Below are 13,872 nucleotides of genomic sequence, written 5' to 3'. Positions count from 1 at the left end.
TGGTGAGAAAATTGCGTGATCGCGTAGGCAAGGATTTCAGGTCGGCACGGCCGACCTAACTAATGTAGCCGCGCCTTATCGCTTCCGCGACGGCTTGAACCCGGTTGACGGCACCGAGTTTGCTTTTGGCGTTAAGAAGATGTTTCTCCGAGGTGTGTTCGGAGATACCGAGGATTTGCGAAATCTCCCACTCGGACTTGCCCACTGCGGCCCATTGCAGGCATTCGCGTTCGCGCGGCGTCAGCACGATATGATCGATGCTCTTGCTCGCCATGGTGTGGAGTTGCATGGCGCGGCCAACCGCATAGGTCGACACCAACGACACCTGGCCGAACTCGGCAGCGGACAATTCCACGGCCTCGCCGCCCAGCGACACCATGACGATCTGGCCGTCGAGCGTGACCAACGGGAAGGCCAGCCCATCACGCAGTTTGAAGGCGCCGGCATCGCCCATCACTTCGCCGCTGCTCTTGTCTATGCGGATGCTCTGCGACGCCTCGCGCCACTGGAAGGGCGCCTGCAACTGTTTCATGTGGCTGACGACCGGGTCATGGTCGACATAGTTGCGCGCGACATAGCGCTCGAGCCACTCGCCAGGCCAATCGCAGAGAAGCACATGCTGCTTTTGCTGTCCGGCCGGCGTGCCTGGCTGCGGCACGGTTCCCGCCATCAGTGCGGTGAGACCGAAATCCGCCGTTATGCCCAGCAGCCTTTCGCAGACCGCCGCCGCCGTTGCGGCGTGCTGCAGTTGGTCTATGAATTCCAGCGTGCGATCGAACTGACTCATCGCAACATCAACCCCATGTTGCCTCATGCATTGCGGCCAATGATGCGTGCCTGATTTACACTTCGCCACCGACCACGGATTGCAAACCGCATTCTTATTCTGTGGCTCCGACCTTGATCCTCTCACCAAGGCGGCCAAAGCTGATTTGCAAACCGGCTAAATCATATCCTGAAATCGGCGTGTTGAAATCAAAAACCATTGTGCCTGTACCATTTTCGTACCAAAACCGGTGCGAGCACGAGTGTGGCGGAGTTTTATCTTGGCGTTCCAGTGGAGATCCTTCGCCCTTGCGATGCTGATCGGATTGCTGTCGCTCGCCGATGGTGCGCGCGCCGCGGCGCCTCAGGTTCCGGTGCTGTGGGATGCCAAGGAGCGGCTGCCCAAGCCAGACCTTTCGGCGCTGCCCCGGCTGAGATTTCTGACCACGACAGATTTCCCACCCTTCAATTTCCTCGACGGCTCGGGAAAGCTGTCCGGCTTCCACATCGATCTGGCACGCGCCATCTGCGCCGAGCTTGGCATCGTCGAAAAATGCCAGATCCAGGCCTTGCCCTGGACCGAGCTGGAAGGCGCATTGCAGAAAGGCGAAGGCGAGGCGATCATCGCCGGCATCGCCGCAACGCCGGAATCGCGCGCGACCTATGCCTTCTCGCGCTCCTATCTGCAGTTTCCGGCACGCTTCATCATGCCGAAAAGCAAGGCGCTGACCGAACCGGTCTTTGACAAATTGCACGGCAACCGTGTCGGCGTAATATCAGGTTCAGCGCATGAGCGCATGCTGCGCGACTATTTCAACACGGTTCAGGTCGTCACTTTCGACAGACCGGAAGACCTTTACAACGATCTCAAGGCCGGCAAGGTTGACGCGGCCTTCGGCGACGGCATGCGCCTGGCCTTCTGGCTGGGCGGCTCGGATGCGGCGGGCTGCTGCCGCTTTGCCGGCGGGCCCTATCTAGCGCCCGAATATCTGGGCACTGGCATGGCCATCGCCACCAAAGCGGATAATCCAGCGCTTGCCGCCGCGCTCGACTACGCGCTGCAGGAGATTTCGATGAAAGGCACGTTTGCCGAATTTTATCTGCGCTATTTCCCGGTCAGCTTTTTCTAGGGCCAAGGACTTTCAGGTCAGCGTACGCAGGCGGGCCTTGGCGGCACGGCCTATTGCCGCGACCGTCAGCGTGTCGAGATCGAGCTGACGACGGATCAGCTGCAGCACCCGCACTTCTTCCATGCGCATTTCGAGATCGACAGCGGCAACCTCGAAGGCGGCGGCATAGGCGGTGTCGCGCAACCGCTCGGGCAAGGCCTCCGCGACTTCAGCCAGCACGCCTTCCAGTCCGTCCTTTTCGTGCAGGCGCTTCTGGCAGGCCTGGGCGACGCCGACCAGTCTGTCGTGGTTGAAGTCCTCGAACACCGGCCAGGAGCGGACGACCTCGCCGATCCGCGCCAGTTCGACATCGGTCATGTCGCGATCGGAGGCCGAGGTGATGACCATCAGGTAGATCAGGGCTTCATGCGGCGTCGGCAATTTTTTCTCCTTGAACCGGGCCTCGAAGGTAGGAACGCTCATTCTGCACCGCAAGGAAAAAGCGCCGCACGCGTTGACGCTCCGGCGATGCACGCCTAGAGACCGGTTGAAAAACCTCTGCTCCGGCCTGCCTTCGAATGGGCCGGCGAATGATTTGGAAAACAGTGACATGGCGGGATCAAACATCATCGATCTCAATCCCGAGCTGCTGGCGGCCGCGGCCGAGAGCAAGGCATGGCCGTTCGAAGAAGCCAAAAAGATCATCGAACGCTACAAAGGCACCGACTTTCCGCAAACAGTCCTGTTCGAGACCGGCTACGGACCGTCCGGCCTGCCGCATATCGGCACGTTCGGCGAGGTGGCGCGCACGTCGATGGTGCGCCATGCCTTTCGCGTCCTGACGCAGGACAAGGTTGCCACCAAGCTGCTGTGCTTTTCCGACGATATGGACGGTATGCGCAAGATACCCGACAGCGTGCCGGATCGCGCCGCACTCGAGCCGCATTTGCACAAGCCGCTGTCGTCGGTTCCCAATCCGTTCGGCGACGACTATGCCAGCTTCGCCGACCACAACAATGCGATGCTGTGCCGCTTCCTCGACACGTTCGGCTTCGACTACGAGTTCGCCAGCGCGACGCAATACTACAAGTCCGGCCGTTTCGACGCGATGCTCAAGCGCGCCGCCGAACGCTACGGCCAGATCATGGCGGTGATGCTGCCGACGCTCGGCCCCGAGCGGCAGGCGACCTACAGCCCGTTCCTGCCGATTTCGCCGAAGAGCGGCCGCGTGCTTTACGTGCCGATGAAGCATGTCGACGCCGAGGCCGGCACCATCACCTTCGACGACGAGGGTACCGAGACCACGCTTTCGATCACCGGCGGCCGCGTGAAGCTGCAATGGAAGCCGGATTTCGGCATGCGCTGGGCAGCCCTTGGCGTCGATTTCGAGATGTTCGGCAAGGATCACCAGACCAATGCGGTGGTCTACGACCGCATCTGCAACATTCTGGGCGGACGGGCGCCGGAGCATTTCGTCTACGAACTGTTCCTCGACGAGAACGGCCAGAAGATCTCGAAGTCGAAGGGCAACGGGCTGACCATCGACGAGTGGCTGACCTATGCGCCGACCGAAAGCCTCGGGCTCTACATGTACCAGCGGCCGCGGCAGGCCAAGAAGCTGTATTTCGACGTCATCCCGCGGGCTGTGGACGAATACTATACCTTCCTCGCCGCCTATCCCCGGCAGGACTGGAAGGAACGGCTGGGCAACCCAGTCTGGCATATGCATGACGGCAACCCGCCCGCGATCGACATGCCGGTGCCGTTCTCGCTGCTGCTCAATCTGGTCAGCGCTTCCAACGCGCAGAACAAGGATGTGCTGTGGGGCTTCATCTCACGCCACACGCAAGGGGTGACGCCAAAGACGCATCCCGAACTCGACCAGCTGGTCGGCCACGCGATCCGCTATTTCGACGATTTCGTGAAGCCGACGAAAACCTTCCGCCCGGCCGACGAGGTCGAGCGCGAGGCGCTGCAAGCCCTCGACAAGGCGCTTGGCGAATTGCCGGCCGGCGCCAATGGCGAAGCGATCCAGAACGCTTCGCTCAACGTCGCGCGCAGGATCGAACGCTATCAGGATCATTCCAAGCAGAGCCCGGAGGGCGGCCCTGGCGTATCGGGTGCCTTCTTCCAGATGATCTATCAGGTGCTGATCGGCCAGGAGCGCGGCCCGCGCTTCGGTTCGTTCGCCGCGCTCTACGGCATTGCCGAGACGCGGGCGCTCATTGAGCGGGCGCTGGCTGGTCAGCTGGTTTGAGCACGCCGCCGGACTCTTCCAGGATCGAACTCGGCGTCTGAGGCGCCGGGCTCGGTGCGGCCGGCATTGCCGGCATGCCGGACAGATCAGGCGCCGATCCGAAAATGCCCTTCTTCGCCGTGCGTGCCTTGTCGCCGGCTTCGGCATAGGGCCCACCCTTGGCGGCGCGCGCCCAGCCGTTTTCGACCAGCCATTGGCCGACATCCTGCTTGCCGATCCGGCATTCGGCAGCGATCAGGTCGCGGCCGCCCTCGGGCGGCACGGTGCAAACCACCGCGCGGCCACGCAGGAAGGCGCGGAATGCCGTCCGCGCACGGACGCCGCACGGCCAGGATTTGCCGTCCTCGCTACAGGTCTCGTCCTGCCTGACGAGGTCGATGCCGGAAACCGCGACCGAGTAGCCCTTCGCTTCGATTAGGCCAGCGGCCGGCGCAACCGGCTGGAACAGCTTTGTGCCGTTCCAGTCGTCAGGCATTTTCGGCTTGGGCGGCACGGCCAGCGCAAGCTTGCTCAATGGCTCGCGCGGCTCGACCCGTTCAAGCCCCTCGGCGGGCAGTTCCGGTGGCGCGACAAATTGGGGATCGATCGCCCTCGAATGCGGCGCCGGCTTTGGCGGCTGTGGAGCTGCTATGGCCGATGTGGCCGGCTCTTCGGGCACCGTCTCGGCGCCTTGTTGCGCGATCGTATCGGCGCCCGGATCAAGCTGATCCACCGTGACGACGCTGTCGCTTCCTTTCAGCGTGTGACCACCAGTGACGACCATGGCCGCCATCACTGGGACCATCAGAACCGCCAAGGCATGATGAAGGAGCCGCACGAGCCTGACCTACTGGCTTGCCCACACAATCCGCGCCACCCACTCGACATCGTGCATGGGAATATCGCGGTCGGGATGATCGGGATTGAGCGAGATCAGCGCAATCGACTTGACGGTCTGGCGCTCGAGCACCTTGGCCATCACCTCGCCGCCGGTGGTCTTGACGACGACGCGATCACCCTTGCGGGTGATGGCGCCCGGTTCGACGATGAGGACGTCGCCATTGCGGTAGAGCGGCAGCATGGAATCACCCTGCACCTGCAGCGCATAGGAACTCTCGGTCGATTGTGCCGGCAGTTCGACCAGATCCCAACCCTGCCCGGCCGGAAAGCCGGCATCGTCGAAGAAGCCGCCGGCGCCGGCCTGGGCAAAGCCGAGCAACGGCACGGAGCGTCTGCGGGCGACCGAAGCGGCATGGCTGGTCGAAGCACTATTGCTGATCCCGGGCCGGCCTTCGATCAGACCGGTGAATTCATCGAGCGAAGCGCCCGTCGCCTCGATGATCTTGGCAAGCGATTCGGTCGACGGCCAGCGCGGCCGACCATCCGAAGACAAACGCTTCGACTTGTTGAAGGCGGTGGAATCGAGCCCCGCGCGCTTGGCCAGTCCCGAGGCCGAAAGCGAATAGCGCTCGGCAAGAGCATCGATGGCGGCCCAGACACGGTCATGCGAGAGCACGTCTTGCTCTCCTTCAATGCAGGAAAAAATACCTTTCCCTTCTAGTCTTGGAATGCCGTTTTGTCCACCGCCCGCCCCACAACGCCGCGTGTAAGCTGTGGTCCCACAAATTCCGATTCCCGGGATCAATCGACACCCTTGGCCAAGCTGCGCAGACCCTGGTGCGACGTCATGAAAATCCGTTCTGCCTGGGTTAGAGGTCGCGGGTTTGCCGCGCGGCCAAGTGCTGCGACGACCTCGTCGATATCGAGAAAGCGTCGAGCCCCGCGGTCATAGACGCCGGCCGTCGTCATGATCAAGGCGGCTGTCTCGCCATTGTCTAGGACGAAACGATGCCTGCCGATAACCTGCGTGCCTTCCCAAGTCTCGATCGAAGACACCACTTCGAAGCGACGCCACAGCCTGATCTCGCGCGCATAGACCGTCTGCAGCCCGCCCATCATCGGCGCCCAGCCATTTGTCCTCGCCAGCCTGATGAGGCCCGCACGCATAAATAAATCAATGCGGCCGAGATCGGCCAGCATCATGTAGCGCGCATTGTTGAGATGGATGTTGAAATCGATGTCGGTCGGCAGGCAGCGAAAAGCCAGCCGGCTTTCGCCACCCATCATATAGGGGCCACGGCTGCGCGCCGTGGCCATCATGCGCGCCATGCGCACCCAGACATACATCGGGTCGGCGTCAGGCTGCCTGCTTCACGTCGCCTTTCGCATAGGGATCGAAACGTTGATAGAAGCTCTCGCCCTTCTCGGCCATGTCGAGCAGCAGCTTGGGCGCCTTGAACTCGGCGCCGTATTTCTTCTGCAGGTTCTTGGCGATCTTGACGAATGCCTTGGCGCCGATGCCGTCGATGTAGGACAGCGCGCCGCCGGTGTAGGGGGCGAAACCGAAGGCCAGGATCGAGCCGACATCGGCCTCGCGCGGGTCGGTGACGATGCCCTCTTCCATCACCCGCGCCGCTTCCAGCGCGATGGTGACCAGCAGCCGCTGCTGCAACTCCTCATAATCGACCTTCTCGGGCGCAAGCTGCGGATAGAGATCCTTGAGACCCGGCCACAGCTTCTTCTTGGCGGGCTTGGCCGGATAATCGTAAAAACCCTTGCCGTTCTTGCGGCCGAAGCGGCCGTGATCGTCGACCATGGTGTTGATCAGCGCCATCTGCTTTGGATCGACGGCCTTGTCGCCCAGGTCCCTGATGGTCTGCTTCATGATCTTCTGGGCAAGGTCGATGGCCGTCTCGTCGGTCAGCGCCAGGGGTCCGACCGGCATGCCGGCGGCCTTCGCAGCATTTTCGATCATCGGCGCCGGAACGCCTTCGATCAGCATCTTGTAGGCTTCCGACATGTAGCGCAGCACGCAGCGGTTGACGTAGAAGCCGCGCGTGTCGTTGACGACGATGGGCGTCTTCTTGATGGCGCGGACGAAATCAATTGCCGTGGCCAGCGCCTTGTCGCCGGTCTTCTTGCCCAAAATGATCTCGACCAGCATCATCTTGTCGACCGGCGAGAAGAAGTGGATGCCGATGAAATTCTTCGGCCGCGCCGAATTCTTGGCCAGCGACGAGATCGGGATGGTGGAGGTGTTCGACGCGAAGATCGCCGATGGCTTCAGAACGGCCTCGGCCTGTTCGGTGGCGCTCTTCTTGACGCCTGAATCCTCGAACACCGCCTCGACCACCAGATCACAGCCGGCAAGGTCGGCATAATCGGCCGTCGGCGTGATCAGCGACAGCAATTTCTCCCTGTCCTCCGGCTTGGCGCGGCCCTTCTTCACCTGATCCGAGATCAGGCTGTCGGAATGCGCCTTGCCCTTGGCAGCCGACTCCATGTCGCGGTCGAGCAGCACCACCGGGATGCCGGCCTTGGCGGTGACATAGGCGATGCCGGCGCCCATGAAGCCGGCGCCGAGAATGCCAATCTTCTTGAACTTGGTTTCGGGCACGCCGGCCGGGCGGCGGGCGCCCTTGTTCAGTTCCTGCAGCGACACGAACAGCGAGCGGATCATCGCCGCCGCTTCCTTGGTCTGCATGATCTCGGTGAAATAGCGCTGCTCGATGCGCAAGGCGGTGTCGAACGGCACCAGCAGCCCTTCATAGACGCATTTCAGGATCGCGGCGGCGGCCGGATAGTTGCCGTAGGTCTCACGACGCAGGATGGCGATGGCCGGCGGCCACAGATTGAAGCCGGCCGGCGAATAGATCTGGCCGCCGGGCAGCTTGAAACCCTTCTCGTCCCAAGGTGCTACGGGCTTCAGGCCATTCCTGATCATCGCCTTGGCGGTGTCGACCAGCCTGGCCGGCTCGGCGATCTCATGGATCAGGCCCATCGACTTGGCCTTCTGCGGCGACAGCGTCTGGCCGGAGGTCAGCATCTGCAGCGCCTGCTGCTGATCGGTCAGCCGCGGCACGCGCTGGGTGCCGCCGGCGCCTGGGAAGATGCCGATCTTCACCTCGGGAAGCGCCATCTTCACCTTGTCGCTGGCGGCGGCGACACGGCCGTGGCAGGCCAGCGACAATTCGAAGGCACCGCCCATGCAGGTGCCGTTGATCGCCGACACCCACGGCTTTCCTGATGTCTCCAGCTTGCGGAACAGGCCGGTCATGATGCCGGCATTGTCGAACAGCGCCTTCGTCGCCTTTTCGGCGTCCTTGCCCTTGTCCGTGGCGAAGGTCGTCAGCATCTTCTGCAGCAGGGTGATGTCGGCACCGCCGGAGAAGGTGTCCTTGCCGGAAGTGATCACCGCGCCCTTGATGGCGGCGTCACCTGCCACCTTGTCGACGATGGCGTTCAATTCCCGCATCGCTTCCTCGGTGAAGACGTTCATCGACCGGCCAGGCATGTCCCAGGTGACCAGCGCAATGCCGTCGGCGTCGATGTCGAGGGTGAAATTGGTGTAGCTCATCGTTTCTCTCCCCGTCAGACGCGTTCGATGATGGTTGCGGTGCCCATGCCGGCGCCGATGCACAGCGTCACCAAAGCGGTGTTGAGATCGCGGCGCTCCAGTTCGTCCAGCACCGTGCCCAGGATCATCGCGCCGGTGGCGCCGAGCGGATGGCCCATGGCGATGGCGCCGCCATTGACGTTGATCTTGTCATGCGGAATGTCGAAAGCCTGCATGTAGCGCAGCACCACCGAGGCGAAGGCTTCGTTGAGCTCGAACAGGTCGATGTCCGAGAGCTTCATCTTGGCGCGCTTCAACAGCTTCTCGGTGACGTCGACCGGACCGGTCAGCATCAGCACCGGCTCGGAGCCGATATTGGCGAAGGTGCGGATGCGGGCGCGGGGCTTCAGCCCCATCGCCTTGCCGGCCTTCTTCGAGCCGAGCAGCACGGCGGCGGCGCCATCGACGATACCGGACGAATTGCCGGCATGGTGAACATGGTTGACCTCCTCCACCTCGGGGTGTTTCTGCACGGCAACCGCATCGAAGCCGCCCATTTCGCCAGGCATGACGAAGGACGGGTTGAGCGAGGCCAGCGACTGCATGTCGGTCGATGGCCGCATATGCTCGTCATGGTCGAGGATGGTCAGGCCGTTCTGGTCCTTGATCGGGATGACGGACTTCTTGAAGCGGCCATCGGCCCAGGATTTGGCGGCACGCTTCTGGCTCTCGACCGCATAGGCGTCGACGTCGTCGCGGGAGAAGCCGTATTTGGTGGCGATCAGATCGGCCGAGATGCCTTGCGGCACGAACCAGCCGGGCAGGCCGACGGACGGGTCCATAAACCAGGCACCGCCCGAGGCGCCCATGCCGACGCGCGACATCGATTCGACGCCGCCGGCGATGACGATCTCATCGGCGCCCTGCGCGATCTTGGCGGCGCCGAGATTGATGGCGTCGAGCCCGGAAGCACAGAAGCGCGAGATCTGCATGCCGGGCGCCTTGGTGTCGTAGCCGGCCTCGAAGGCTGCGGCGCGCGGAATGACCGAACCCGCCTCGCCGACCGGATCGACGCAGCCGAAGATGATGTCGTCGACAGTGCCGGTATCCAGCCCATTGCGGTCGCGCAGCGACTCGAGCGTCTTGGCAGCAAGCCGCACCGCCGGCACCTCGTGCAGCGATCCGTCCTTCTTGCCCTTGCCGCGCGGCGTGCGCACGGCGTCATAGACATAAGCTTCGGCCATCGTTTTGCTCCTTGGGTTTATCGAACGACTTTAAACTGATGCATGTCGATCCCCCAAAACCGGGACCACTTTTGAGCGACATGCATTAGAGCGAGCGTCCGATCAGCAATTTCATGATCTCGTTGGTGCCGCCGTAGATGCGTTGGACGCGAGCGTCGCGGAACATGCGGGCGATCGGATATTCATTCATGTAGCCATAGCCGCCATGCAGTTGAAGGCATTCGTCGACGACTTTTCCCTGCAGGTCGCTGAGCCAGTACTTGGCCATCGACGCGGTCACGGGATCGAGGCCGCCGGCAATGTGGCGGGTAACGCAATCATTATAGAAGACGCGGCCGATGGTGGCCTCGGTCTTGAGTTCGGCCAGCTTGAACTGGGTGTTCTGGAAATCGATGATCGCCTTGCCGAACGCCTTGCGCTCCTTGACGTAGTCGATGGTCAGCGCCAGCGCCCGCTCGATCATGGCAATGGCGCCGGTGCCGATCTGCAGCCGCTCCTGCGGCAATTGCTGCATCAGCTGGACGAAACCTTGCCCTTCCTCGTGGCCGAGCAGGTTGGAGGTCGGCACACGCATGTCGTTGAAGAACAGCTCCGACGTGTCGTTGGCCTTCAAGCCGATCTTGTCGAGGTTGCGGCCGCGCTGGAAGCCTTCGACCTCATCGGTCTCGACGACGATCAGCGACGTGCCCTTGGCGCCCTTCTCCGGATCGGTCTTGGTGACGACGATGATGAAGTTCGCGAGCTGGCCGTTGGTGATGAAGGTCTTGGAACCATTGATCTTGTACTGGTTGCCATCCTTTTCGGCGCGCGTCTTGACGCCCTGCAGGTCGGAGCCCGCGCCGGGCTCGGTCATGGCGATCGCGCCGATCAGCTCGCCAGTCGCCAGCTTCGGCAGCCATCTCTTCTTCTGCTCCTCGGAGCCGTAATGGAGGATGTAAGGGGCGACGATCGAATTGTGCAGGCCGATGCCGAAACCATCGACGCCGACATGGCCGATGGCCTCGATGATGGCGCTCTCATGCGCGAAGGTACCGCCGGAGCCGCCATATTCCTCTGGCATAGAGGCGCAGAGCAGACCAGCCGCACCGGCCTTCAGCCAGCTCTCGCGGTCGACCATCTCGTTCTTCTCGAACTCGTCGTAGCGCGGCGCGATTTCCTCCGACATGAAGCGATGCGCCATGTCGTAGAGCATGCCGACCTCGTCCGCCGCCCAGGCGGGCTTGGGGAGGTTCAGGATTTCGGCGGGGCTGGTCATGTTGGTATGATACTCCTCCCAGAGCACATCGTTAGAGTTGAGGTCGGCGCACTTCACGCAGGACCCCACCCGGCCCTCCGGGCCACCCTCCCCTCGAGGGGAGGGGAACCATCTTTAGAACGCTTCCGCCGGCAGGGCCATTAGCGTGTCCGCACCACTCGAGATCCGGGCGAGGTGCGCCGACGTCTCCGGCATGATCCGCTCCATGAAGAAGCGCCCCGTCACAACCTTGTTGTCGTAGAAGGACTGGGAACCGTTGGCGCCCGTCTTGCCAAGTGCCGCCTTGGCCATCTGCGCCCACATGTAGCCCAGCGCCACCAGGCCGAAGAGATGCATGTAGTCGGTCGAGGCGGCGCCCGCATTGTCGGGCTTGGCCATGCCGTTCTGCACCAGCCACATGGTCGCCGCCTGCAGATCGTTGAGACCCTTCTTCAAGGCCTTTGTGAACGGCGCCATCTTCTCGTCGGAGCGGTTCTCCTCGCAGAACTCACCGACTTCCTTGAAGAAGGCCTGCACGGCGCGGCCGCCATTCAGGCCGAGTTTGCGGCCGACGAGGTCGAGCGCCTGGATGCCGTTGGCGCCTTCATAGATCATGGCGATGCGGGCATCGCGCACGAACTGGCTCATGCCATGCTCTTCGATGTAGCCGTGACCGCCGAACACCTGCTGCGCCATGACGGCGTGGTCGAACCCCTTGTCGGTGAGCACGCCCTTGACCACCGGCGTCATCAGGCCGGTGTAGTCGTCGGCGGCCTGGCGGTCCTTGTCATCACCGGAGCGGTGGGCGATGTCGGACTTGATCGCGGTCCACAGCGCCAGCGCGCGGCCGGCCTCGTTGAACGCCTTCATGGTCATCAGGCTGCGGCGGATGTCGGGATGGACGATGATCGGGTCGGCCTTCTTGTCCGGCGCCTTCGGCCCCGACAATGAGCGGCCCTGCAAACGGTCCTTGGCGTAGGCGACGGCGTTCTGGTAGGCGATCTCCGACAGCGACAGCCCCTGCAGGCCGACGCCGAGGCGTGCCTCGTTCATCATCGTGAACATCGCCTTCAGGCCGCCATTGGCCTCGCCGAGCAGCGTGCCTTGCGCCTCGTCATAGTTCATGACGCAGGTCGAATTGCCATGGATGCCCATCTTCTCCTCGATCGAGCCGCAGGAGACGGTGTTCCTGGCGCCCGGATTGCCCGACGCGTCGAGCATGAGCTTCGGTACGATGAACAGTGAGATGCCCTTGACGCCTTCCGGCGCGCCCTCGATGCGGGCCAGCACCAGATGGACGATGTTGTCCGACATGTCGTGTTCGCCGGCCGAGATGAAGATCTTCTGGCCTGAAATCTTGTAGGTGCCATCGCCGTTCGGCACCGCCTTGGTGCGCAACAGGCCGAGATCGGTGCCGCAATGCGGCTCGGTCAGATTCATGGTGCCGGTCCAGGCGCCCTCGATCATTCTGGGCAGCCACTTCGCCTTCTGCTCGTCGGTGCCGTGGGTGATGATCGCCGCGATCGCACCTTGCGTCAGGCCCGGATACATCATCAGCGACATGTTGGCCGAGACCATATATTCGGCGACGGCGGTGTGCACGGCATAGGGCAGGCCCTGGCCGCCGAACTCGACGGGTGCGGCCAATCCCATCCAGCCGCCCTCGCGATACTGGTCGAAGGCCTCCTTGAAGCCTTTCGGCGTGGTCACCGAGCCATCGTCATGACGCACGCAGCCTTCCATGTCGCCGACACGGTTCAGCGGGTGCATGACGTTTTCGGCGAGCTTGGCGCCTTCGGCGAGGATCGCCTCGAGCACATCGGGCGTGGCGTCGGAAAATCCGGGAAGGTTCGAATAGCGCTGATAACCCAGCACCTCGTTGAGCACGAACAGCGTATCCTGGACCGGAGCCCTGTATGTCGGCATGCTTTTTCTCCACCCTGCAAACCCGGTCCGAATGCCCCAAAGACAAGCCAGGGGCGGCATGCGGACCCATATTGGGAGCGGGATAGCAAAAATTGACGTTTGCGTAAACGTCAATTTTTTCGATGCGACAAGATTTCCCGCCCATTGCGGCAATGAGCGTAGCGGCGCGACGTCGCGCAAGCCAGCGCCGAAGGCTATATTGGTGGGGTCAGGACAACGAAAAGCCGCGCGGCAGGGCCACGCGGCTTGATAGTCAGGCAATCAGTGGATGACTTAGCTCACGGCGCTCGCCTGCGGTGCCGATCGCTCGGTCAGCATCCGGCGCACCGCCGACATCGAGCCACTCAGCTCGTTGATGGCATCGTCGATCAGCGCCCGCTGCTTCTGCAGGCGGGCAAGCTGCTTTTCCGACTTGTCCAGCGCGAGCTTGAGCTGCTTGGTGTTGGAACCGGTCGGATCGTAGAGATCCATCATCTGCTTGACGTCGCGCAGCGAGAACCCGACCTTGCGGCCAAGCAGGATCAGCTTCAGCCGGGCCTTGTCACGGCGTGTGTAGAGACGGGTCGAACCGTCACGCTGCGGGTTGAGCAGGCCCTTGTCTTCGTAGAAACGCAGCGTGCGCAGCGTCACTCCGTATTTCTTCGCCATCTCGCCGATGCGGACAAGGTCCTCGCCGGCTTCGACAGACATATTGGTATTGGCCGCGGTCTCGCCGGCCGAGATAAGCTTCATGGTCACTGGCTTTCCCCGTCTGGTGGCGTCGCGGTCCTGGACCGTGCGTCGCCTGACTGGAAGCGGGGGCTTGCTTCCAGTCGTGGTTTCAACAAACAAATCGCAAATAGCACGCTCGAATGCGCCTTTTACGTTTACGTCAATTCTATACCGATAGCCGCCTCATGACGCAAGGGCGTTCTGCGGGCTGAGCTTTATGCCGCACCGTCAAGCCGGCAGCCAACTTCCTT

At 62.5% G+C, this 13,872-nt stretch carries 12 protein-coding genes; 2 read left to right on the top strand and 10 right to left on the bottom strand.

The window, feature by feature from the left end; genetic code table 11:
* Nucleotides 1–55: 55 nt before the first annotated feature.
* Nucleotides 56–787 carry a LuxR family transcriptional regulator gene (locus tag EJ076_RS08810; RefSeq protein ID WP_109666516.1) on the bottom strand — a complete coding sequence of 244 codons (732 nt, stop codon included), beginning with the start codon at nt 785–787 and terminating at the stop codon, nt 56–58.
* 259 nt (nt 788–1,046) lie between these two features.
* On the opposite strand from EJ076_RS08810, the gene EJ076_RS08805 reads away from it, so the two are divergent.
* A complete protein-coding gene (locus EJ076_RS08805) occupies nt 1,047–1,895 on the top strand; it encodes a transporter substrate-binding domain-containing protein (RefSeq protein WP_109666513.1) in 849 nt (282 codons plus the stop codon).
* A 12-nt stretch (nt 1,896–1,907) separates the two neighbouring features.
* On the opposite strand, the gene EJ076_RS08800 is transcribed toward EJ076_RS08805, so the two are convergent.
* A complete protein-coding gene (locus tag EJ076_RS08800) occupies nt 1,908–2,357 on the bottom strand; it encodes a tellurite resistance TerB family protein (RefSeq protein WP_126067630.1) in 450 nt (149 codons plus the stop codon).
* A 127-nt stretch (nt 2,358–2,484) separates the two neighbouring features.
* Between EJ076_RS08800 and EJ076_RS08795 the strand changes: the two genes are divergently transcribed.
* Complete coding sequence (locus EJ076_RS08795; RefSeq protein WP_126067629.1) at nt 2,485–4,131, top strand: lysine--tRNA ligase; 1,647 nt, start codon at nt 2,485–2,487, stop codon at nt 4,129–4,131.
* Here EJ076_RS08795 and EJ076_RS08790 read toward each other — a convergent pair.
* From EJ076_RS08790 to EJ076_RS08755, 8 genes are all read right to left on the bottom strand, one after another.
* The gene (locus EJ076_RS08790; protein WP_126067628.1) at nt 4,097–4,915 is read right to left on the bottom strand and encodes a thermonuclease family protein; all 819 of its coding nucleotides are present in this window, start codon (nt 4,913–4,915) and stop codon (nt 4,097–4,099) included. The genes EJ076_RS08795 and EJ076_RS08790 overlap by 35 nt on opposite strands.
* 42 nt (nt 4,916–4,957) lie before the next feature.
* Nucleotides 4,958–5,626, bottom strand: a complete 669-nt coding sequence (locus EJ076_RS08785; RefSeq protein ID WP_126067627.1) for a helix-turn-helix transcriptional regulator — start codon at nt 5,624–5,626, stop codon at nt 4,958–4,960.
* Between the two features lie 125 nt (nt 5,627–5,751).
* Nucleotides 5,752–6,297, bottom strand: coding sequence for a thioesterase family protein (locus EJ076_RS08780; protein WP_126067626.1), 546 nt, complete (start codon nt 6,295–6,297; stop codon nt 5,752–5,754).
* A 10-nt stretch (nt 6,298–6,307) separates the two neighbouring features.
* The gene (locus EJ076_RS08775) at nt 6,308–8,527 is read right to left on the bottom strand and encodes a 3-hydroxyacyl-CoA dehydrogenase NAD-binding domain-containing protein (RefSeq protein ID WP_126067625.1); all 2,220 of its coding nucleotides are present in this window, start codon (nt 8,525–8,527) and stop codon (nt 6,308–6,310) included.
* Between the two features lie 14 nt (nt 8,528–8,541).
* A complete protein-coding gene (locus EJ076_RS08770) occupies nt 8,542–9,750 on the bottom strand; it encodes an acetyl-CoA C-acetyltransferase (protein ID WP_126067624.1) in 1,209 nt (402 codons plus the stop codon).
* An 85-nt stretch (nt 9,751–9,835) separates the two neighbouring features.
* On the bottom strand, nt 9,836–11,005 hold the full coding sequence (locus EJ076_RS08765; protein WP_126067623.1) for an acyl-CoA dehydrogenase family protein: 1,170 nt from the start codon (nt 11,003–11,005) through the stop codon (nt 9,836–9,838).
* A 114-nt stretch (nt 11,006–11,119) separates the two neighbouring features.
* Nucleotides 11,120–12,910 carry an acyl-CoA dehydrogenase gene (locus EJ076_RS08760; RefSeq protein ID WP_126067622.1) on the bottom strand — a complete coding sequence of 597 codons (1,791 nt, stop codon included), beginning with the start codon at nt 12,908–12,910 and terminating at the stop codon, nt 11,120–11,122.
* 273 nt (nt 12,911–13,183) lie between these two features.
* A complete protein-coding gene (locus EJ076_RS08755; protein WP_126070992.1) occupies nt 13,184–13,642 on the bottom strand; it encodes a MerR family DNA-binding transcriptional regulator in 459 nt (152 codons plus the stop codon).
* Nucleotides 13,643–13,872: the final 230 nt, after the last annotated feature.

Origin of the sequence: Mesorhizobium sp. M7D.F.Ca.US.005.01.1.1, from assembly GCF_003952545.1 — a bacterium.
Classification (GTDB): domain Bacteria; phylum Pseudomonadota; class Alphaproteobacteria; order Rhizobiales; family Rhizobiaceae; genus Mesorhizobium; species Mesorhizobium loti.
This window is presented reverse-complemented; position numbering and strand designations above follow the sequence as displayed.

What these genes read in the sequence shown, in the direction of transcription:
- EJ076_RS08800 (WP_126067630.1), bottom strand. Translation starts at nt 2,357, where the DNA reads ATGAGCGTTCCTACCTTCGAGGCCCGGTTCAAGGAGAAAAAATTGCCG.
- EJ076_RS08765 (WP_126067623.1), bottom strand. Translation starts at nt 11,005, where the DNA reads ATGACCAGCCCCGCCGAAATCCTGAACCTCCCCAAGCCCGCCTGGGCG.
- EJ076_RS08775 (WP_126067625.1), bottom strand. Translation starts at nt 8,527, where the DNA reads ATGAGCTACACCAATTTCACCCTCGACATCGACGCCGACGGCATTGCG.
- EJ076_RS08755 (WP_126070992.1), bottom strand. Translation starts at nt 13,642, where the DNA reads ATGAAGCTTATCTCGGCCGGCGAGACCGCGGCCAATACCAATATGTCT.
- EJ076_RS08795 (WP_126067629.1), top strand. Translation starts at nt 2,485, where the DNA reads ATGGCGGGATCAAACATCATCGATCTCAATCCCGAGCTGCTGGCGGCC.
- EJ076_RS08790 (WP_126067628.1), bottom strand. Translation starts at nt 4,915, where the DNA reads ATGGTCCCAGTGATGGCGGCCATGGTCGTCACTGGTGGTCACACGCTG.
- EJ076_RS08810 (WP_109666516.1), bottom strand. Translation starts at nt 787, where the DNA reads ATGAGTCAGTTCGATCGCACGCTGGAATTCATAGACCAACTGCAGCAC.
- EJ076_RS08770 (WP_126067624.1), bottom strand. Translation starts at nt 9,750, where the DNA reads ATGGCCGAAGCTTATGTCTATGACGCCGTGCGCACGCCGCGCGGCAAG.
- EJ076_RS08760 (WP_126067622.1), bottom strand. Translation starts at nt 12,910, where the DNA reads ATGCCGACATACAGGGCTCCGGTCCAGGATACGCTGTTCGTGCTCAAC.
- EJ076_RS08780 (WP_126067626.1), bottom strand. Translation starts at nt 6,297, where the DNA reads ATGTATGTCTGGGTGCGCATGGCGCGCATGATGGCCACGGCGCGCAGC.